The following is a 21,942-nucleotide window of genomic DNA, read 5'->3' as shown; positions in this document are numbered from 1 at the left end:
TAAAAAAAGCTATAAAGAATGCCTAATCCAAAAGATTAGGTTTCTTTACAGCCCCTTTTACTATATGATTTAAAATTTGTCCACAAACATAAGCATCATCATAAGCACGATGCGCATTTTCATTTTTTATATGTAAATAATGAGCAATCGTTCCTTGTTTATAATTATAAGGTCCATGAATATATTTTCTTGATAATTGTAAGGTATCTACATAACAGATCTTTCCTGTTAATTGAAGCCGATCAAATGTTTTCTTTAAAAACGACATATCAAATTGAGCATTATGAGCACAAACAAGAACTTCTCCTTGAAGCGCTTCTTTCATAAACTCTTGAAACATTTTATACGCTTTTTCTTCTCTTGGTTGGTTTTCTAACATTTCATTAGTAATATGTGTTAAATTAGAAATAAACTCAGAAACTTCTACTTCTGCATTAACAAGTGTATTAAATTTTTGAACAGCTTGTCCATTTTCAAAAAGAACAGCTCCTAATTCAATAATTCTTTCCTCTTTTGGATTCAAACCTGTTGTTTCTACGTCAAAAGCAATAAATCTTTTTTCTAATTGTTTTTTGATATCTTGATCATATTTTACTTTAATAAGTTCTAACATCTTATAATCTCTCTAAAAAATGAATTAATCTTTGATAACATTTATAAAATGAATTCATATTTAATCTTTCATCAGGAGTATGAATATCAAACATATCTGGACCTAAAGTAATAATATCTAAATCTTGAAGTGCCCCTTTGAAAATACCTGTTTCAAGACCACTATGTGTTCCTTCTTCTTTTAAAGTGATTCCTTCTGTTTCTTTAACAAAATCAACATATTGTTTTCTAAGTTTTGAACCTTCATCGTAATTCCATCCTGGATAGTTATTATCTAAAACATATTTTGCCTTAAACATTGAAGCAATTAAACTCAATTTGTTTGATAATTCATCTTTAGCTGATTCCATTGGTGAACGAATTGAAAAATAAATATTGAATTTTTCATTCATTTCCACTACACCCATATTTAAAGAAATATTGGTAAGATCCATTTTTAAAGATTTATGCATAAAACCATTAGGCATTAAATACATCATTGAAATAATATCTTGGCTTTCTTTAACTGAAATCACTTCATTTAAAGAATCTACTTTTTCTAAACGAACAAATATATGTTTATCACTTTCTTTTAATTCTTCTTTTAAATCATTTTCTACTTTTAAAACAACTTCTTTGATTTTTTTAAAATCATCATTTGAAGCAAAGACACTGACACATTCTCTAGGAATCGCATTATCTTTTAAACCACCTTTAAAACTTCCTAATAAAAATTCAATATTATTTAAAGAAAGATGATAATAGACACGTGTCATAATCACATTAGCGTTTCCTCTTTCTAAATGAATAACGCCTCCTGAATGTCCACCTTGTAAGCCACCCACATAAAGTTGATAACAAGGTGATTCGTTTTTTAGATAAGAAAGTCCTTTTTCAACAACAGCTCTTCTTCCTCCAGAACAGCTTACAGTAATAATTTTTTCTTTCCCTCTATCAAGTCCAATCATCTTTTTCGCTTTTAAAATACTTTTATCAAGACCCATTGCTCCATTAAGTCCTACTTCTTCTTGAACGGTAAAAACACATTCTAAAGCTGGATGTTTTAAGCTTTCATCATCTAGTAAAGCAAGCATATAACAAACACCAACACCATCATCCGCTCCTAATGTTGTTTTATTGGCATGTAAAAAACCATCTTCTTCAATAAGTTCAATAGAATCTTTTGAAAAATCATGATCACTATCATTATTTTTTTCACAGACCATATCCATATGTCCTTCTAACATGACTGTTTCATGATCTTCATAGCCTTTTGTTGCTTCTTTAAAAAGCACGATATTATGCATTTTGTCCCTTACATATTTTATATTTCTTTCTTTTGCAAAGTTTTCCACATAATCACAAATTGCTTTTTCATTGTAAGATCCTCTTGGAATCTTTGAAATTTCTCTAAAATAATATTCTACTTTTTCCATATATATTCCCCTATACTAATGTTCTATTCATCCATTTATTGGATCTATATCTAATCATAAAACAAATTGACCTAAAAATCCAGTCAACAATCATAGCCCACCAAACACCAATGACACCCATGTGTAAATACAAAGCAAAAACATAGCTTAAAGCAAAACGGAAAGTCCACATTGAAAATGTAGAAACGATCATTGTAAAAGTTGCATCATTGGCTGCACGTAAGGCATTTGGAAAAGAAAATGCCATTGGCCAAACAAAGAAATCAAAAACGCAGTGAAGAGAGACCATGGAAACCGCTAAATTAGCAGTATCTTGTGGTAAAGCATAAAATCTTAAAATATATCTAACCCCAACAAGTAAAATACCAGCCGATATAATCGTAGAAATATAAGCAATAATCATCAGTTTTTTCGTATAATATTTAGCTTGCTGATAATCATTAGCCCCAATACATTGGCCTACAACTGTTAAAATAGCAAGTCCTAAAGCCATTCCTGGAACAACGGCAATAGACGTTAAACTAAAGGCAACAGCATGTGCTGCAATGGCAGCTGTTCCAAAAGTTGAAACAAGTCGTTGAACAAGGATTTTCCCCATTTGAAACATTCCATTTTCTAAACCATTTGGAATACCAATTTTTAAGATTCTTTTGACAGTTGAAAAATCAAACTTATATTTTAAATACGTATCAATATGTACAATATGTTCTTTATTTAATAACATATATAAAATAATAAATGAACAGAACATTCTTGAAAGTAAAGTAGCAATTGCTGCTCCTTTGACTGACATATTTAAAATAAAAATAAAGAAGTAGTTTAAAACGATATTTCCAATATTCATATAAAATGAATTTGTCATAGCCACTTTACTATTTCCCATTGATCTAAATAAAGCAGCCCCACCATTAAATAAACCAATAAAAGGATAAGATAAGGCTGAAAAGAAAAAATAAGTTCTTGCATAAGCCATCACATCACTTTCAATATGTCCAAAAATCAAATTCAATAAATTCCCATTGAAAATCATACATAAAACCATAATAACAAGCGATAAACCTAAAATGGTAAATAAGAGCTGTTTGGCACTATGGCAAGCCATCTTTTCATCTTTTTTACCAATATATTGCGAACAAACAACAGCTCCTCCTGTAGCTAGTGCCGAAAAGATATTGATAATCAACACATTTAACCCATCGACAATACTCACTCCTGAAACCGCACTTTGTCCACATTGGGAAACCATCATCGTATCAAAAATCCCAATTGTCAATGCTAATACCTGTTCAATAATTAAAGGTATTATCAATTTTTTTAAATCTCTATTACTAAATAACAAAATAATCACTTCCTCGCATCTATTATATACCTCTTATTTATTCTCGTTTTATGCTTTCAAAAAATGAAAAAAATCTAATGCATGTTGCGATCTCGCCAACAATCATTAGATCTAGAACTTCCATCATTATAAATAATATAAGGAACTGCCCTTCTTCTTTCATAGCCTTCTTCATTTTTTAATAAATCTTGAATAATTGAAAGACGTTTGTTCCCGTCCTTACAATAATATTGACCATCAATAATATTAACTTTAATAGGAAAAGATAAACCTATTCTCTTTATGGAATCATACATTGACTGAGGATAAGGACAATACTCAAAATTTATTTCTTGAAAATTTATTTTTCTAATTCTCATTTAATATTAAATTCCTTTTCAAAGAAATCTGCAATACCATCTTCATCCACTGTTAAAGTCACTGTAGAAGCATGTTTTTTAATTTCATCATCCGCATTACCCATCGCAACAGAAGTTCCTACAAGATGAAACATTTCAATATCATTTTCACCATCACCAAAAGCATAAGTATTTTCTTTTGGAATATTTAATTTTTGATATAAATACTCACACGCTGTTCCTTTTGTGTAACCTTGAGGATGTACATCCATACGAATATGTCCTGTATCATAAGCATTGATGGACCATTCTTTTGGTAACATATCTAAGGCTTCATGTAAGTCTTTTGCATTATAGAAAAGCGCTGTTACTGTATTGGCTTTAATATCTTGAAAACGCCAATCATCATTATACTCTTCAGGTAATTTATCTGTCCCATTATAAAGCCTTAAATGTTTTTTGATGAGTTCTCCATCTACATCACTGAAATAACTTGTCGCTCTTTCACTGATAATATATTGACCATTGGTTGCTTCATAAACACTATTTTGTAAGTTTAAATCTTTCACACTAAAAACGTTATTTAATAAAACTTCTTGATGAAATTCAATATAGCCTCCATCACAACCAATAAAGCCATCAAAAGGAATTTCGTCTAAACATTCTGGTTTAACCCCTCTTGCACTCGCTACAACAATATAGTTTCCTTGTTTTTGAAATTCTTTTAAAGCATGAATTGTTTTATCTGTTGGTTTTAATAATTGATGAGGAACATTGATCATCGTTCCATCCACATCAAAAAATGCAATTTTAGTCATGTATATGCTCCCTTATATATTTTTCTACTTCTTCTTGATCAGAAAAATGAATCTTTTCTGTTCCAATAATTTGATAATCTTCATGACCTTTTCCTAAAATCATTAAGATATCGTTTTCTTTTAATAAACTCATTCCTTTAGCAATCGCTAGATGACGGTCATTGATGACTTCATAATCACCACTAACACCTACTAAAATATCATTAATGATTTTTTGAGGGTCTTCTGTTCGTGGATTATCATCTGTAATAATGACATGATCACTATGTTTACAGGCAATTTCCCCCATGATTGGTCGTTTTGTCGTATCACGATCTCCCCCACAACCAATAATCGTAATAATTCTTCCTTTTTTAAATTCTTGAGCACTTTCTAAAACATTTAAAGTGGCATCAGGGGTATGGGCATAATCTACAAAGATACCATTTGTACCATAAACGATTAACTCCATTCTTCCTTTAGGTGCTTTGAGTTTTGTATTTAAGGCTAAAATAGCATCAATTTCATATCCTAATTCATGAATTAAAAGCATCGCTGTAAGATAGTTATAAACATTGTATCTTCCTACCATTTGAATATGTGTTTGATACTCTTTTTCTTGATATTTAAAAGTAAAAGTTGTCCCTAAATGAGAAAATTCAATATTTTGAATTAACACATCCCCTTTTGTATCTGAAATAAGAAGGTTATGATTTCCTTCCAGTTCAAAGTGAGAAGCATGTGGATCATCTCCATTTATGACTGCAATTTTATTTCCTCTTGTCTTTTTAAATAAGAGTTGTTTAGCATTCGCATAGTTTTCTAATGTTTTATGAAAATCTAAATGGTCTTGTGTTAAGTTTGTAAAAGCCACTTCATCAAACTCTAAGCCATGAATTCGATCTTTCGCAAGCGCATGAGAAGAAACTTCCATCACTAATACTTTACACCCCGCATCTTTTGCTTTAATAAAATAATCATAAAGTACATCTACATCAGGTGTGGTATTAACCATTTTAATAAAGTTCCCACAATAATAAAAACCAATTGTTCCCATATAAGCACAAGGAATATCAAGCATCGTCATCATTTGATACATCATATAACCAATCGTTGTTTTCCCATTTGTACCTGTAACCCCTATTAATTTCATATCTTTGAAATAAGGATAATAATGTTCATACAAATAATCTTTTAAATATGCTCTTGTATCTTCAACAACAACAGTTTCAACATCATAGTTTCCTTCTTCTACAATGACTTTCGTTGCTCCATTTTTAATAGCTTGAGGAATGTAATCATGACCATCACGATTAACATTTCTAATCGCAATAAAAGTATCTCCTGGTTTTACTTTACGTGAATCTGTTTTTAAATCTATTTCCATAGTAATCTCCTTAATAAACTAATTGAATTTTTTTATGTAAACATTTTAAGTGATATGTTCCTGGTTCATATTTTTCACCATCAATATTAACATATTGATTGGTTTTGACCCAAACATCATCTTCTTTAAAATGTTGAAATTTTTTTGTTTTATGTAATGTATTGGTGATCAGTCCTTTTAAATAATATGGTAATTCTTTTTTAGATATTTCTGGTACCACCGATATATCAATCATACCATCTTCTAAAGATGAATAATAACCAGCTTGATAGCCACCCCCAAAATAATGACCATTACAAAAGGTACAAATCAAAACATTACCTTGATAAATATCTTTATTATATGTATAAATATCGGTTGGATAAAATTTTAAATGAAAAATCTTATTTAAAATCGTTAAACTATATTGCATAATTCTTGGAAATAAGGTTGTCTTACGATTTGTATTCACTAGATTTCCAACATCAGCATCTAAACCACAACAAAAGACATTGATACAATATAAATCTTCTTTGCATTGAATCACATCAATTGCTTTGGCTTGCTTATTTAATGACTCTTTAAAAATCTTTATCGCATCTAAATTTTTGTAGATGCTTCTAGCAAAATCATTACCTGTTCCTTGCGGAATGACAACGAGTTCATGAAAAGATCCTACCATGCCATTGACCACCTTATGAACAAAACCATCGCCACCTATCGCATATAAACGACAAACTTCCTTTTCATCTTGATAAGATAAGGCTATCTTTCTTGCATCATCTAAATCTTTGGTATAGCGTAATTCATAACGTTTTCCTTGCATCATTGTTACTATACAATTAATCAAACTTTTAGAAGTATCTGGTTTTAATATAAAGATATGTTTCATGTTTATCACCTTATCCATTATAACATAAAAGAGAGTGCAATTAACACTCTCCATCTTATCTTCTTTTCTTATTCTTTCTATAAAGACAACAAATAATAAAAGCAATAATTAAAATAGCTACAACAATAGCTTTATTAAAAACTTCAACCGGTTCAAAAAAAACACCAATACTTCCTGATAAAAAAATCATCCCTAATAAATACATTATAAATACAATAATAAGAGCCTTTTTCATAATAACCTCCATATAAAAACAATTGATCTATGATTAATGTATCATAAATCTATCGTTCTTTCATTATTTATAACTTAAATGACATCTTTCAAACATAAATGACATTCTATCTATTAATTGATGAAGCAATTTTATGATAAGTATGTCTTTTACCACGAATCGCAATTGATAATGCCATAATATTTTCAGGTAAGGCAATACCACAGAATCCTGCATCTCCAATATGTTGAATATCAATTCCACATCTTTTATTTAATAAAGCAATTTCACGAATTGTTCCTTCATCTGCACCTTCTTGGCTTGTACCAATCGCACTTAATGATAAAGCCCCATGAGCTTTAATATAACGACAAGCTTCTGTCACTTCTTGTTCAGATAAACCTGGAACTGTATTAACTGCTGGCATTAAAATAACATCTGCCCCTGCTTCAATGAACTCTTTAATACTTTCCATATCAACGATTGGTTCATCAATTCCTGCAGCATGCATTTTCCCTGCAATAATTAATCCTTTAAAATATTTTTTAGCTTCTTTGATTGCTTCGCAAATTGAATGATTTGAAACTCCAACTCCTGGATTTCCTGTTAAACAAATAAAGTTAAAACCTAATTCTTGAGCTTTAATATAAGTTTCTTTTCTTGCTTGTCTACCTGTAGAAATCACACGTCTTTCTTCCATTAATTCAGCTTCTAAATCAACTGGTTCTAGATTACATCCAATTGGACGACCAACGATTTCTTTTAATTTTTCTACAGGATTATCACATTCTGGTAACCCTTTGATTTCTGGGTTATTACAATCAAAACAATTTAATAAAACCATGTCACTTCCAAATGAAACAGCAAGTTCAGCATTTGTAAGATCTCCTAATAAAGGTTCAATCGCAACAACTGTTTCTGTCATCACAGTTCTTCCTTCACTAGCAAGAATAGCTTGTTTTAATTCTTGTCCATCCATTTTCAACATTTCACTACTTGTACAACTTAATAATCTTTTCATTTCTTAAAACCTTCCTTTTCATGTCTCTATTATCCTATATGTATATACAAGAGTCAATTATTGATTATCTATTTGTTCTTGTAATTCTAATAAATAAAGATATCTTTCATTTTTCTCATCAATTTGTTTTTGCAAGTCATCTCTTTGTTTTGAAAGTTCATCAATTTCTTTAAAATTAGTAACACCATTCATCTTTTCTTCAATTTGACTTAAATTTGTTTCTAAATCCATAATGACATCTTCAATTTCTTCAAATTCTTTCTTTTCCATATAAGTCATTTTGATTTTCTTTTGTTTACTTTGTTTATAAGCTAAAGCCCCTTGACTCTTTTCTTTTTCTTCTTTAGTTGTAGTATCAAGATTTTGACTATAACCCCCATTAACATATCTTAAATGTTGATTTTGTAAGATAAATAAACCATCACAAATACGATCCAAGAAATATCGATCATGACTAACAGTCATAATAATACCTTCAAAATCATCTAAATAATCTTCTAAAATATTAAGAGTATCAATATCTAAATCATTTGTCGGTTCATCTAAGACAAGAACATTAGGCATCATCATTAATACACGCAACAAATAAAGTCTTCTTCTTTCACCACCAGAAAGTCGAGAAATTGGTGTATGTTGTAACCTAGCATCAAATAAAAATCTTTCTAACATATCTTTAGCAGATAATCCTTGACCATCTACTTTAAAGTCATTGGAGATTTCTTGAATATAATCAATGACCTTCTTATTCATTGGAAGATCATCATATCCTTGTTTAAAATAACCAAAACGAACAGTCTCGCCAATTTCTACATAACCCGTATCACTCTTTAAATTTCCTGTAATAATATTTAATAAAGTTGATTTCCCTGTGCCATTATCTCCTAATATCCCAATACGATCATGTTGTTTAAACATATATGAAAATTCATCAAAGAGTTTCTTTTGTTCAAAACTTTTAGAAATTTCATGAAGTTCGATTGTTTTTTTACCAAGACGAGAGAACGTATGAATCATTTCTACTTTTCCATTGACTTCTACATCTTTAACTTTTGATAATTCTTCAAACCTTTGAAGACGATCTTTACTTTTAGTTGTACGTGCTTGTACACCAGCACGTACCCATTCTAATTCTTTTTTTAAAAAAAGTTTTCTTTTTCTTTGACTAGAAAGTTGTGTTTCTAAACGAACTTGTTTAAGCTCAAGATATTTTGAATAATTCGCTTCATATTTATAAATTTGACCATGATCTATTTCAATAATACGATTAACAACTCTTTCTAAAAAATAACGATCATGTGTCACCATTAATAAGCCTTTAGACCATTTAATTAAGAATTTTTCTAAATATTCAATCATCCCATTATCTAAATGGTTTGTTGGTTCATCTAAAATAAGTAAATCACAAGGTTTAATTAAAGCAATTGCTAAAGCAACTCTCTTAAGTTGACCTCCTGAAAGTTCTTTAATCTTTTGTGTTTCATCTATAATACCAAACTTACCTAACTGTGCTTTAATTTCATAATCATGAATTTCTTTAGAATCTAATTGTTTATAAACAGTTTCCATAATGCTATCATCTTCATTATAAAGTGGCGTTTGTGGTAAATAATTAATACGGATATCTTTTTGATAACTTATTTTACCTTGATATTCTTCTATTCCCGCAATTATTTTTAATAATGTGGATTTCCCTGTCCCATTAACTCCTAAGATTCCTACTTTATCTTTATCTTCTATATGTAATTCTATATGATCTAAAATACACTTTTCTCCATTATATTTTGTTAAATCTGTTATTGACACTAACATTTTCATCACCCACGCTATCATACCACAAACAAAAACAAAACGCGACTACTCGCGTCTTGTCTTGTAATGTTTTATTAATAAAAGAAGAAGTGTTGAAATTGATAATCCCAATAATGCATACCAAAATTCTTGTTTTGTATCATCTCCCGTAGCAACTGGACTTGTCGTTACAGTTGTTGACTTTTTAACTTCCGTTTTAATTGTTTCACTTGGCTTTTCAGGTTCATCAACATTAGTTTCTATTACTTTGTATGAAACTGTTGGGAACAAAAATTCTTCAGGTTCTAATTCTTTAGAAAAACTATCAATAGGATGTAAAATAGCTTGCGTATTTGTTTTTAATCCTTCTTTAAAAAGATGACCATCTTCATCGTATTCCCCATATTCTCCTGCTTTTTTTTGAGGATTCATAAGTTGTAAAGTATAAACAAGTTGAACATGTTCGAATTGACTCACAGGTACATTCATTTTCCAAATAAAATATTCCTTTTCTTCAGGATAATAGAATAATTCATAAGCATAACCATTTTCTTGATGATTAAAACCATAATGATTTTCTTCGATGAATTCTGGAACATATTTGTGATTTCCAACCATCATATAAAATTGTTTTGTATCTGTTATAAAGTCAAAATCATAATCATTTCCATAATTGTCTTTTCCTTTACCCATAAAGTCTTCTACATAAGTTCCTTGATCCAATAAATAATAAATATCATTTTGAATATCTTTAAAAGAAATTTCTTGTCCTTTAGATAAATAATTCATAAAAGATGTTGCCCATGGATAATTACTATATCCATTAGCAAGCATTGAATAACAATGATATCCTTCATCTTTCATTGCTTGGTAAGTAGAAACAGTATAATAAAGAGCTTTATCAACAGAATTTAACCCTTCTTTAGATTCTTCTAGAGGCATTATATTTGTTGGAGTCTCACCATAAAGATAATCATACTGATCTCCTTGAATGGCTAATTTTTCTTTTACATCTGTTAAATAATTATCCCAATCAGGAAGATCTTCTTGACCATATTTTAAATTCCAATTATCAGGTCCTGGCCAACTTGCAACAATGCCATCATTTTCAAACGACCAAGCTGTAACCGTTGCTTTTTGATTATACATATAAGTAATACCATCACTAACAAAGACCATATACTTACGTTTAGCTGCTACCTCTTGATCTTGATCCAATAATTCTTTTCCTGCTAATAATCCTGCATGACAATTCGTTCCAGATGTTATTTCTTTAAAAATTGCCTTTTTGATATCATCCAAATCATTTTCTAGATCAAACCATCCAAAAACATTTGCCTCTTTATTAAAAATAACAATCCCGACTTTTACTTTAGCATTTGTTTGTGAAATTTGTGTTTGTAAATTTTCCAACATATCTAAAGTTTGATTTTCAATTTGTGTACTTGTTGATTTATCTAAAACAAAAACAACATCTGAAACAAGTTTTTCACTTTTAGCAGGAAGCGAAAGTGTCACCTGGCTTCGATAATTTTCATCAAGTTGTGTGGCTGTTTTTGATTTAGAAATATCCCAATTGATGTCACTTGCTTTAACAGGAACTTGCATAAAAAATAAACTTACAAAAACTGTTAAAAGACATATTAATTTTTTCATTTTTTTCTCCTTTCCATCTCTACAATAAAAAGAAAAAAATACAAATCATGTCGATTGATTGCCTTTTTAAATAATTATTAAAAATATTTTTACAAGCTATATCCTATCTTGTAAGAAGATGTCAAAGATTTTCAATTTATCGTATTTTTTAGAGTTCATGTTCAATACATAATTCAAGCATATAATCACCTCATCAATGTAAGGAGAGATGTTTATGAAAGAAAAATTAATTCAATTCATGCAAGGAAGATATGGAATAGATACTTTAAATAATCATGCATTATTTTTTGTCATCGCTTTATTTATCCTTAATATATTCTTTAATAATAGAATCATTATGTCACTTGGATATCTTATTTGGCTTTTAGTTATCTATCGTATGTTTTCTAGACAAACATATAAACGTTATCAAGAAAATGAAAAATACTTAAAAGCAATTAAACCTGTTCAACAATTTTTTAATCTTCAAAAGAAAAGATTTTCCGATCGTAGTCATAAATACTACCGTTGTCCCTCTTGTAAACAAATGGTAAGACTTCCTAAAGGAAAAGGAAAAATTATTGTGACTTGTCCAAGTTGTCATCAAAAATTTGAAAAGAGAACTTAATTATGTTTGGCTATGTCGTTATTAATAAACCAGAATTAAAAATTAAAGATTATGATAAATATCAAGAATATTATTGTGGTTTATGTCAATCTTTAAAACAAAATCATGGTCGCCGTGGTCAATTGACTTTAAATTATGATTTAAACTTTGTAGGAATTTTGCTTTCTAGTCTGTATGAACCGACAGATAAACAATATTTAATTCGTTGCCCATTACATCCTTTTCATAAAAAGAGTGTACGTACTAATCAATATATGGATTATGTCAGTGATATGAATATTGTTTTAACGTACTATAAATTAGAAGACGATGTTTTAGATGAAAATTCTTTAAAAAGTAAAACTTTTAAACAACTTTTAAAAAAAGAATTTAATAGAATTAAAAAGAAATATCCTGATAAAGTAGAAAAAATTAAAGAACATTTAGACCAAATTCATTATCTAGAAAAATCACATTGTTTAGATTTAGATGAAGTTGCTGGTCATTTTGGTCATATCATGGCAAGTATTTGTGTTTATCAAGAAGATGTTTTTAAAGATGATCTTTATCAAATGGGATTTTATTTAGGAAAATTTATTTATTTGATTGATGCTTTTGAAGATGTAGAAGAAGATATCAAAAAACAAACTTATAATCCTTTTAAAAATAAATTTAAAGAAGAACACTTTCAAGAATATTGTTTTAATATTTTAGAAATGATGATTTCTAGAAGCAGTTTTTATTTTGAAAAGCTTCCTTTGATTGAAAATGTTGAACTTTTACGAAATATTATCTATAGTGGTATTTGGACAAAATTTGAACTGATTAAAAAGAAAAGAATGGAGGAAAAATCATGAATCCTTATCAAATACTAGGAATTTCCCCTAGTGCCAGTGATGATGAAGTCAAAAAGGCTTATCGTACACTTTCTAAAAAATATCATCCTGACGCTAATATTGGAAACCCTCATCAAGCAGAATACACTGAAAAATTTAAAGAAGTCCAAAATGCATATAAAACTATTATGGATGAAAGAAAAAAAGATTTTAGACAACAAAGTTATGGTAGTCAAACAACCGGCGGCTATCAGTATCATGGAAATGACCAAGAAGCTTATCAAGAAGCTAGTGGTTTTATTCAAGGTGGACGTTATCAAGAAGCTTTAAATGTTTTAAATCAAATTCAAAATAAAACAGGTATGTGGTTTTATTTAGCTGCTTTAGCTGAAAATAGTTTAGGAAATAATATTCGTGCACAGGAATATGCTCAAACAGCTGTTCAAATGGAACCCATGAATATGCAATATATTTTATTATTAAATCAATTACAAGGAAATACAAGACAATATCGTCAAACCAGTCAACAATACGGTAATCCAGCAAGTATGATGAATTGTTGTTATTCGATTATGCTTTTAAATTGTATGATGTCATGTTGTTGTGGTGGAGGATATCATTACCCTATTTTATGTTGTTAGAAGGAGAAAATTATGGCAAAGGTTATTGGAATTGACTTAGGAACAACAAATAGTTGTATGGCTTTTTATGAAAATGGAAAAGCTAAAATTATTGAAAATAAAGAAAACCAAAAGACAACACCAAGTATTGTTGCTTTTGATAAAGATGGAAAGAAACTTGTTGGAGAACTGGCTAAACGTCAACAATCAATGAATCCAAAACGTACGATTTCATCTATTAAAAGAGAAATGGGACAAAATTATCATGTAGAAATTGATGGAAAACAACTTTCTCCACAGCTTATTTCTTCAATGATCTTACAAAAATTAAAAAATGATGCCGAAGCTTACTTACAAGAAGAAGTCAACCAAGCGGTTATTACAGTTCCAGCATATTTTAATGATGCCCAAAGGCAAGCAACAAAAGATGCTGGAAAAATTGCGGGATTAGAAGTTTTAAGGATCATTAATGAACCAACCGCTGCAGCACTGGCTTATGGGCTTGAAAATGCTTATGGGCAAAAAGTGATGGTTTTTGATTTAGGTGGTGGAACTTTTGATGTTTCGATTATTGAAATTGGTAGTGGTGTAATCGAAGTTTTATCAACAGCTGGTGATAATCATTTAGGTGGGGATGATTTTAATAAAGCTATCTGTGATTTTATTTTAGAAAGCTTTTTAAAACAAGAAGGTATTGATTTAAGAAAAGATACCGTCGCTTATAGTCGCGTTTTAGAAGCCAGTGAACAAGCTAAAATCGAACTTTCAAGTCAATCAAGTACCCTCATTAATTTGCCTTTTATTTATCAAGATACAAACGGACCTAAAAACTTAGAAATCACACTTACAAGACAAAAATTCAATGAACTTACAAAAGGACTTATTGACCGTCTTGTTTTACCAATGCAAACAGCTTTAAATGATGCCAGACTTACACCACAGGATCTTAATAAAATTATCTTAGTTGGTGGATCCTCTCGTATTTTAGCGGTTCAAGAAAAAGTAAAAGAAATTACGAACATGGAACCAAGTAAATCATTAAATCCAGATGAATGTGTGGCTTTGGGTGCTGCGATTCAAGCTGGAAAATTAAGTGGTGAAATGGTTTTATATGGTGAAGAGAATGATGTTCTTTTATTAGATGTCACTCCTTTAACACTTTCTATTGAAACGGTTGGTGGTGTCGCTACACCTTTAATTCCAAGAAATACAACGGTTCCAACCAGTCATAGTCAAGTCTTTACGACATCAGCCAACTTTCAAACACAAGTAGAAATCAATGTTTTACAAGGTGAAAGACCACTCGCAAAAGATAATCAATCTTTAGGAAAATTTAAACTAAAAAAAATCAAACGTGCGATGCGCGGTGTTCCACAAATCGAAGTTACTTTTGATATTGATAGTAACGGAATCGTTCATGTTTCTGCCAAAGACCTTGCCTCTGGAAACAGTCAAAGTATGACGATTGAAGGCTCTTCTAAAATGTCTGATAGTGATATTGAAGAAGCAATTAGACAAGCTAAGATGTATGAAAGCCAAGACCAAGTGACAAAAGATAACATGCTTTTAAAAAATGAAGTAGAAACTCTCATTATCAATGTTCAAAATGGTCTTGCCTCACATAAAAAAGAAATGGATAAAGCATTAAGAAAACAAATTAAAGCAGAACTTTCTTCTTTAATGAAAATGACAAGAAAATTCAATTATGAAACAGCTTCATCCAAAGAAATACAAAAAATAAAAGATTCTAAAAATCATTTAGAATCTCTAGCTCAAAATATCATCGGGAGATAAATGATCTCTCGATATTTTTTTGACAATTTCATCATGTCTTACAAATCCATACGTTGCGACAATCAAAGAGCCGCCTAAATCAAGCATTAAATCTTTCATCGTATCTTTTAATGCTTCATGCCCTTTTAAAGGAATATCATTTTTAGAAACAAGTGTTCCCTTTGTTGAAGCCATATATTGTTGAGCATTTGTATGAAAAATCCCATCACAACTATATTCTAAAATTTCCCAAAAAGCACCAACACCTAAAGAAAAAACCACTAAAAATAAGCATGTAAAATATTTATTCATATAAATAAATTTGCTTTTTTCTGCCATCATAATATGTATAAACCATAAAGCTACAAAAGATAGAATAATTCCCGAATGGAAATGTAAAAAAGAATCCCACCATGGATATTTTCCATAAAAATCAAGTCCATCTCCTAAAACTAAAGCATTAAACGCAAAAAGTGCAATCACAATATAAAGTGCTAAAGGAACATTGATCTTAAACCATTTCTTTAAAAATTTAGGTGCTGCTAAAACAAGTAACATTGCACTAAACTGTAGAATACGAAAAATCATAGTTGTCACATATTTTATGTAAACATCACCAATATGATGGCGATAAGCTAAAATAAAGATTGTCCATCCCACATGATAAATCAGTAATAAAATTGTTAAAACAAATAATATTTTTTTAATAAATAATAGCCTTTTCTCTGTTAATTTTCTATTTTTCATAAAGAATATAATCCCACCCTTTCATCATCCTTTGTTCACTTTGAAAAAAATGATTGCCTACATTCTTTTCAAAGAAACATTGATTCTCTTTTTGATAAATCTCATATGTCTCTAAAGTATTTTTTAACACATTTTTCATTAAAACATTTCTCGTTTTATGTTCTTTACTTCCTAAACTCAAATATATTTTCTTATGATAAATGGGATGTTCTTTTAAATAATCCAACCATCCTTCTTTCCATAAAGAACCCGATACACTAATTGCTCCATCTAAATCTAATTCATGCATCGCATAAAGACTAAAAAGCCCTGCAAGTGAATAACCACTAATATAACATTTTAAAGAAAGATTCTTTTGTTTAATTGTTTCAATTGTATGGAATAATGCTTTTCCTGTTTTTGATTCAAAAGAAAGTTCATCTTGCCAATCATTAATTTCAATAACCTCTAAAAGATACGAACTCTTTTGAAAGTAAGTTTTTGCCTTTTCTACAAATTCATCTTGTCTTTTCATGACAAGATAAATGATGATTCCTTTTTTATTCATCATCAACCTCTACAAAGATAGGTTCATGATGAAGAGCCGGTATAATTTTTTCAAATACATCTTTCATTTTTATTTTTAAACTACTTGTATTAATACAAGGATGACATCCTAAGTAATCATCTTCTAATAAATCTTTATCCACCAATAATTGAACATGATGTTCATGATCATTCATTAAACCTAAAACACTCACTGAACCAGGTGTAATATCTAAATATTCCAACATTTTTTCATCACTTCCAAAGGATAGACGTGAACTGTTGATTTGTTTTGAAATCACTTTTGTTTTGAATTTTTTATGTCCTTTCAACATTAGTAAATAATATTGACTTTTATTTGAATTAACTAAAAATAAATTCTTACAAATTGTTGATTTTAAATTTTTTTCTATTTCTAAACACACTTCCATGGTATTTGCTTCTTGATGATCAAGGCGTTGATAGTCAATGTTTAATTGATCGAGTAAATCATAAACGCTTTCTTCTTTATCTATTCTTTTATCTTGTGGTCTCCCTGTTACTAATTCCATTTAATCTACCTCATTTAAATTCACTTGATCTTTGATTTCATTAAATTGAATCATTGGTAATTGATTTTCATGATGTTCCCCTATAAACTTTTCCATCCATACCATATTATACCAACGTTTAAATTTATACCCACATTGATGAAATTCTCCTACCATTTGATATCCTAAATGATGATGATAATCAATACTATTGGTATCTAAATATTCATCATTTTGAATTGGTGAAGAAATACATGCATTTAAATTCGTAATATTTTGTGCTTTTAAAGCTTTTTCCAAAGCTTGATAAAGTCTTTTCCCTACCCCACATTTTCTTAAAGTATGATCTACATAAATCGATGTTTCTACACACCAATCATAAGCCGCTCTAACATTAAAAGTACCAGCATAAGCATAGCCGACAATTTGATCATCCACCTTAGCTACTAAATATGGATATTTTTCCATGACATGTACCATTCTTTGTTGAAATTCTTCGACAGCTGGTACTTCATATTCAAAAGTAATCGCTGTCTTTTCAACATAATAACAATAGATTTCTACTAGTCTTGCAGCATCTTCTAATTTTGCATACCTGATCTCTATTTTCATAACTCATTCCCCCGTTTGTCTTATTATCTACCAAATTAAAAAAGATGTCCATAAAAATGAACACCTAAGATAAAACTTCTCGCATTTCTTTAGAATATGTAAAACCATTTCCACTAACTTCTTCTACATGAGAAACAATAATAAATGCTTTTTCATCAATTTCTTTAATTTTATCTTTTAAATCAGGAAGTTTACGATAAGGTAAAATCGTTAAAACAACTTCTGTTTCATTTCCATAAAAACCACTTTTACCATCTAATAAAGTCACACCTGCGTCCATATCATTTAAAATCATTGTTTTCATACGTTCAATTTCTTTAGACATTACAAGAACTTGGACACATCCTTTACCTGATGATAATAAATAATTCATCATATAGGCTGTAATTAAAATTGTCATGATTCCATAAATGATTTCAGGAGCACTATGGAATGAAATTTGTAGAACAAGAATTGCTGCATCAATCCCATTAACAAGCAAAGTCACAGGTATTTTAAAATATTTTTCAACAATAAGTGCTAAAATATCAAATCCTCCTGTAGATCCTCCCGCTTTTAATACAAGACCAATTCCTAGTCCTAATAAAAATCCTCCTAAAATACAAATTAATAATTGATCATTTAATAAACCATGTAAATAAGGTTGTTGATTAAAGAATTCTAATAAAATAGGAAATAAGAATGTTGAAACCAATGTTTTCATCGCAAATGCTTTTCCTAAAAAACACAATCCAATGATAAATAAAGCAATATTAATAATTCCTACACAAAGGGAAACAGAAATTCCTGTATAAAAATGAAAAACTGTACTAATACCAGAAACCCCTCCTACCACAATGGAATTATCTAAAATCAAAGTACTAATAGCAAAAGCCATTAAAACGTTACCGATAATAATTTGAATAATTTTTTTCATATTTCTCACCTCGGGATATATCCTAACAATTTTTCTTTTTTAAGAATGTAACATATGTTACAATTTAAACAAGTAGGTGAAAAAAATGAAAATTAATGACGAACTCTTTGATTATTTTAAACAAGCTGGTACCATTAAACACTATCAAAAAAATGATATTATTTATATGCAAGATGACCATGCTGATGAATTATGTCTGGTTTTAAAAGGTCGCGTACGGGTTTACCATATTACTAAAAATGGTGATGAAATTAATTACGATGTTTTAGATAAAGGACGTATTTTTGGTGAATCTTCACTTTATGAAAATGCTTATCGCCCAACAACCGTTTCGGCTATTAATGATGTTGAAATTATTACTTGTCATCTTGAAGATCTTTATCCTTATTTATCATCTTCACTTGATCTGACGATTACTCTACTTAAGATGTTTAATGATAACTGCAATCATTTAACTCAGCTTTTAAAATGGGCACAAACTTATGACCGATTTGAAAAAGTAGCTGCTTTTTTATATGAATTAAGTGCTACAAACAATATTGAAAAAAATTTACTTTTTGGAGATATTCCCTATACTCATCAAGAAATTGCGGATTCTTTAGCTATTTCAAGAGTCACTGTCACGAAGGTTTTAAATCAATTTAAAAAAGAAGGTTTGATTTCAATTGAATACGGTCATATCAAAGTTTTAAAACGAGATAAACTCTACGAGCAATATTTATCAACACTAGTTTAAACAAAAATAAGTTATGTTATAATAAGATATAAAGAGGAGGAATTTATAATGGAAAGTCATGTAGGATGTTATGAAACAGGTTCACTTGATTTCTTTGGACCATTATGTGTCGTTGCCTGTTATGTTGATCAAAAAGATGAAAAAGAACTGAATGAACTTGGACTAGATAAAGAAATGTCTACAAATGATATTGAAAAAATTGGTAAGATATTAAAAGATAAACTCACCTATAGTTTACTTTTGCTTGATAATAGTCATTACAATCAATATGTAAAAGAAGGTCAAAAACTTTCATGTATTAAAGCAAAACTTTATAATCAAGCGATGATCAATGTTATTCAACGTATTGAACACCCTATTTCTAAAGTAACGATTGATGCTTTTTTAGCACCTAAAAAATATTATCGTTATTTAAAAAGCAAAATCGTTGTTGTTCGTCATATTGAATTTAAAAAAGAAGAAATGTCTTTAGCGATGAAATGTGCGCATATTCTTTCTCAGTATGCTTATCTTCAATATTATCAAAACATGTGTCAATCATTAAATACAACACTTCCTCGTGGTTTTAATATTCTCGCAAATGATGCTGGAACTTCTTTAGTACAAGAACATGGAAAAGATATTTTATGGAAAGTTTCTAAAACAAATTTTCCAAACTACAAACAGATCTTAGAGAGAGTTGAATAAACTCTTTTTTCTTATTAAGTAAAAAAATAAAATAATGCTTTATTTTTTATATAATAAGATTATCGGAGGAAAAAGAAATGATTAAAATGATTGTCAGTGATGTTGATGGAACTTTATTATCTCATGGTTACATCAATCCCAAATGTATTGAAAGTATAAAAAAAGCACAAGCGAAAGGCATTGAATTTGTTGTGGCTTCAGGGAGAGATTATTATGGCGTGACAAGTGTTTTAGACCCTTTAGGTATAAAATGTTCGGCCATTTTAGGAAATGGTGCTCAATATTGTAATAAAGAAGGAAAAGCCATCATGGATTGTTATTTAGATAAAGAAATGCTTAAAGAAATTCTTCCTGTCTTTATTGAAAATAATACACCGTATATGATTTTTACCACAAATGGTTTTTATAGTACTTTAAAACCTGATTACGTAAGAGATCGTTTTGCTTATCGCGGTAGTGTCCGTTTTGGAAATAAAATGGAAGATTTTTTACCAGGAGGTCCAATGAGTGATTCTCCTGCCTGTCAAATTCAACAATTTGATTCGATTGATGAATTCATAAAAAAAGATTTAGACATCATCAAAGTAGAAGCTTTTTCACATGATGAATCTGAAATACAAAAGGTCCTTCCTTATTTTAAAGATATGAAAAAGATTGCGTATTTATCTTCATATCCTGATAATGTTGAAATCACAAATGAAAATGCGCAAAAAGGACTTATTTTAGAAAAAGTAATTGACCTATTAAACATCAAAAAAGAAGAAGTTATTGTTTTAGGAGATGGTATGAATGATATTACTCTCTTTGAACGTTTCCCTTATTCTTTTGCGCCAAACAACGCTGAAAAAGTTATTCAAGAAAAAGCTTATAAAGTTGTTTCAAGTTGTAAAGATGGAGCTGTTAGTGAAGCTATTGAATATGCTTTAGAAAACTTATAAAAGATTCATTTATTTTGAATCTTTTTTATTTGTTTGGAAATTTCTAAAATACTACGATAACTTTTAACATTATCACCATTATAATTTATTCCATAAAAAGTTAAAGTAAAATGTTTTGCTAGTAAATAATCAACTTGACTATCCCCTATATAGATAGAGTTATTCATATCAATTAAAAAATCTTTTTTAGCTTGTTCTATCATCCCAGGTTTTGGCTTTTTACAGTGACAATGATCTTTTTCATTATGCGGACAAAAGTAGATTTTTAGAATATCTATATTTTCTTCTTTTAATTTTTTTAGAAATTTTCCTGTAAACTGTTGATAATCATTCAATGAAATAATTCCATCATTAATAAGATATTGATTTGTTATAATGATAAAATCATATCCCATCTCTTTTAATCTCTTGAGTCCTTCTATTGAACCTTCTAAAAATTCAGGTTCTTTAATTTCTCTTCATTTTTCATCTGGATAATCTTTAATAAGAGTTCCATCTCTATCCAAAAAAGCAACTTTTAAATAGGATGGCTTCATTTTAACCTTTTGATTCATACTTTACCTCCAAAGCTTCTATTTCTAAAATTTTATCATTTATTTTTACTAAAAAGAAGAAAACTCCTCAAAAAAGACAATATATATAGGGAGGAATCTATATGAACAAAAATAGAGAAAATTTTATAAAATATTCAAATGATTTATATTTTCATCATTTGCTTGTAGAAAACGAAAGAATAAGAACTCTTATTTGTCAAGAACTCGTTTCAGACAGGAAAATTATTTCTATTAAATTAAAGAAAGCAATTGAAGAATATATTAAATATTACCAAATGTTGCCGTAAAGCTCCCAGCTTTAGCTGTGGAGATATAAGGCAACTTTTTTAAGATTTTATTGATAAATCATATCGTTAGATATCTTTTAGTAGTATAATGTATTCATGAAATACAAATCGAATAATAATGTGACCTATTCCTGCAAATATCATGTTGTATTCTGTC

The 21,942-nt window shown here is 29.3% G+C and carries 25 protein-coding genes; 8 read left to right on the top strand and 17 right to left on the bottom strand.

Annotated features, from left to right (window positions below):
• Positions 1–22 precede the first annotated feature (22 nt).
• The 11 genes from LJD32_RS11510 to LJD32_RS11460 form a co-directional block, all read right to left on the bottom strand.
• A complete protein-coding gene (locus LJD32_RS11510; protein ID WP_227392449.1) occupies positions 23–613 on the bottom strand; it encodes a PolC-type DNA polymerase III in 591 nt (196 codons plus the stop codon).
• Between the two features lies 1 nt (position 614).
• Complete coding sequence (gene pepD, locus LJD32_RS11505) at positions 615–2,027, bottom strand: beta-Ala-His dipeptidase (RefSeq protein ID WP_032090391.1); 1,413 nt, start codon at positions 2,025–2,027, stop codon at positions 615–617.
• Positions 2,028–2,037: 10 nt separating this feature from the next.
• Positions 2,038–3,375 carry an MATE family efflux transporter gene (locus LJD32_RS11500; RefSeq protein WP_267309760.1) on the bottom strand — a complete coding sequence of 446 codons (1,338 nt, stop codon included), beginning with the start codon at positions 3,373–3,375 and terminating at the stop codon, positions 2,038–2,040.
• A gap of 65 nt (positions 3,376–3,440) precedes the next feature.
• Entirely contained in the window at positions 3,441–3,725 is a 285-nt protein-coding gene (locus LJD32_RS11495; protein WP_032090393.1) for a hypothetical protein, read from the bottom strand.
• Complete coding sequence (locus LJD32_RS11490) at positions 3,722–4,522, bottom strand: HAD family hydrolase (protein WP_227392448.1); 801 nt, start codon at positions 4,520–4,522, stop codon at positions 3,722–3,724. The genes LJD32_RS11495 and LJD32_RS11490 overlap by 4 nt, the downstream gene beginning before the upstream one ends.
• A complete protein-coding gene (locus tag LJD32_RS11485) occupies positions 4,515–5,888 on the bottom strand; it encodes a UDP-N-acetylmuramoyl-L-alanyl-D-glutamate--2,6-diaminopimelate ligase (protein ID WP_147579607.1) in 1,374 nt (457 codons plus the stop codon). The genes LJD32_RS11490 and LJD32_RS11485 overlap by 8 nt, the downstream gene beginning before the upstream one ends.
• Before the next feature lie 10 nt (positions 5,889–5,898).
• Positions 5,899–6,759: a diacylglycerol/lipid kinase family protein gene (locus LJD32_RS11480; RefSeq protein ID WP_052010897.1), complete on the bottom strand. Its 861-nt coding sequence runs from the start codon at positions 6,757–6,759 to the stop codon at positions 5,899–5,901.
• Positions 6,760–6,814: 55 nt separating this feature from the next.
• On the bottom strand, positions 6,815–6,994 hold the full coding sequence (locus LJD32_RS11475; RefSeq protein ID WP_227358961.1) for a hypothetical protein: 180 nt from the start codon (positions 6,992–6,994) through the stop codon (positions 6,815–6,817).
• A 106-nt stretch (positions 6,995–7,100) separates the two neighbouring features.
• Entirely contained in the window at positions 7,101–7,994 is an 894-nt protein-coding gene (locus LJD32_RS11470; RefSeq protein WP_147579605.1) for a haloacid dehalogenase-like hydrolase, read from the bottom strand.
• A gap of 57 nt (positions 7,995–8,051) precedes the next feature.
• A complete protein-coding gene (locus tag LJD32_RS11465) occupies positions 8,052–9,803 on the bottom strand; it encodes an ABC-F family ATP-binding cassette domain-containing protein (protein ID WP_227392447.1) in 1,752 nt (583 codons plus the stop codon).
• Positions 9,804–9,848: 45 nt separating this feature from the next.
• On the bottom strand, positions 9,849–11,438 hold the full coding sequence (locus tag LJD32_RS11460) for a vWA domain-containing protein (protein ID WP_227392446.1): 1,590 nt from the start codon (positions 11,436–11,438) through the stop codon (positions 9,849–9,851).
• A 214-nt stretch (positions 11,439–11,652) separates the two neighbouring features.
• On the opposite strand from LJD32_RS11460, the gene LJD32_RS11455 reads away from it, so the two are divergent.
• The 4 genes from LJD32_RS11455 to dnaK are packed head-to-tail and all read left to right on the top strand — an operon-like array spanning position 11,653 to position 15,274.
• A complete protein-coding gene (locus tag LJD32_RS11455) occupies positions 11,653–12,045 on the top strand; it encodes a hypothetical protein (RefSeq protein ID WP_052010899.1) in 393 nt (130 codons plus the stop codon).
• Positions 12,046–12,047: 2 nt separating this feature from the next.
• Positions 12,048–12,881 (top strand): DUF5685 family protein, encoded by an 834-nt coding sequence (locus LJD32_RS11450; protein ID WP_032090400.1) that lies wholly within the window; start codon positions 12,048–12,050, stop codon positions 12,879–12,881.
• Complete coding sequence (locus LJD32_RS11445) at positions 12,878–13,501, top strand: J domain-containing protein (protein ID WP_227392445.1); 624 nt, start codon at positions 12,878–12,880, stop codon at positions 13,499–13,501. The genes LJD32_RS11450 and LJD32_RS11445 overlap by 4 nt, the downstream gene beginning before the upstream one ends.
• 12 nt (positions 13,502–13,513) lie before the next feature.
• Positions 13,514–15,274: a molecular chaperone DnaK gene (gene dnaK / locus LJD32_RS11440; RefSeq protein WP_147579601.1), complete on the top strand. Its 1,761-nt coding sequence runs from the start codon at positions 13,514–13,516 to the stop codon at positions 15,272–15,274.
• Here the strand turns inward: dnaK and LJD32_RS11435 are convergent.
• The 5 genes from LJD32_RS11435 to LJD32_RS11415 form a co-directional block, all read right to left on the bottom strand.
• Positions 15,248–16,000, bottom strand: coding sequence for a hypothetical protein (locus LJD32_RS11435; RefSeq protein ID WP_032090403.1), 753 nt, complete (start codon positions 15,998–16,000; stop codon positions 15,248–15,250). The genes dnaK and LJD32_RS11435 overlap by 27 nt on opposite strands.
• Positions 15,990–16,547, bottom strand: a complete 558-nt coding sequence (locus tag LJD32_RS11430) for a hypothetical protein (RefSeq protein WP_227392444.1) — start codon at positions 16,545–16,547, stop codon at positions 15,990–15,992. Before LJD32_RS11430 ends, LJD32_RS11435 begins: the two co-directional genes overlap by 11 nt.
• A complete protein-coding gene (locus LJD32_RS11425; RefSeq protein ID WP_227392443.1) occupies positions 16,540–17,076 on the bottom strand; it encodes a prolyl-tRNA synthetase associated domain-containing protein in 537 nt (178 codons plus the stop codon). The genes LJD32_RS11430 and LJD32_RS11425 overlap by 8 nt, the downstream gene beginning before the upstream one ends.
• Positions 17,077–17,667, bottom strand: coding sequence for a GNAT family N-acetyltransferase (locus LJD32_RS11420; RefSeq protein WP_032090405.1), 591 nt, complete (start codon positions 17,665–17,667; stop codon positions 17,077–17,079).
• A 64-nt stretch (positions 17,668–17,731) separates the two neighbouring features.
• Positions 17,732–18,583 (bottom strand): YitT family protein, encoded by an 852-nt coding sequence (locus LJD32_RS11415; protein ID WP_227392442.1) that lies wholly within the window; start codon positions 18,581–18,583, stop codon positions 17,732–17,734.
• 85 nt (positions 18,584–18,668) lie between these two features.
• On the opposite strand from LJD32_RS11415, the gene LJD32_RS11410 reads away from it, so the two are divergent.
• The 3 genes from LJD32_RS11410 (at position 18,669) to LJD32_RS11400 (ending at position 20,944) form a co-directional block, all read left to right on the top strand.
• Entirely contained in the window at positions 18,669–19,319 is a 651-nt protein-coding gene (locus tag LJD32_RS11410; protein WP_227392441.1) for a Crp/Fnr family transcriptional regulator, read from the top strand.
• A gap of 48 nt (positions 19,320–19,367) precedes the next feature.
• Entirely contained in the window at positions 19,368–20,006 is a 639-nt protein-coding gene (locus LJD32_RS11405; RefSeq protein WP_227392440.1) for a ribonuclease HIII, read from the top strand.
• Between the two features lie 77 nt (positions 20,007–20,083).
• Positions 20,084–20,944 (top strand): Cof-type HAD-IIB family hydrolase, encoded by an 861-nt coding sequence (locus LJD32_RS11400; protein ID WP_032090408.1) that lies wholly within the window; start codon positions 20,084–20,086, stop codon positions 20,942–20,944.
• Between the two features lie 5 nt (positions 20,945–20,949).
• On the opposite strand, the gene LJD32_RS11395 is transcribed toward LJD32_RS11400, so the two are convergent.
• A complete protein-coding gene (locus tag LJD32_RS11395; protein ID WP_227392450.1) occupies positions 20,950–21,396 on the bottom strand; it encodes an HAD-IIIA family hydrolase in 447 nt (148 codons plus the stop codon).
• Positions 21,397–21,599: 203 nt separating this feature from the next.
• Between LJD32_RS11395 and LJD32_RS11390 the strand changes: the two genes are divergently transcribed.
• Positions 21,600–21,785 (top strand): hypothetical protein, encoded by a 186-nt coding sequence (locus LJD32_RS11390; RefSeq protein WP_032090409.1) that lies wholly within the window; start codon positions 21,600–21,602, stop codon positions 21,783–21,785.
• The last annotated feature ends 157 nt before the right edge of the window (positions 21,786–21,942 follow it).

This window comes from Faecalibacillus sp. TM498 (assembly GCF_020589955.1).
GTDB classification, from domain to species: Bacteria; Bacillota_I; Bacilli_A; order Erysipelotrichales; family Coprobacillaceae; genus Faecalibacillus; species Faecalibacillus intestinalis.
This window is presented reverse-complemented; position numbering and strand designations above follow the sequence as displayed.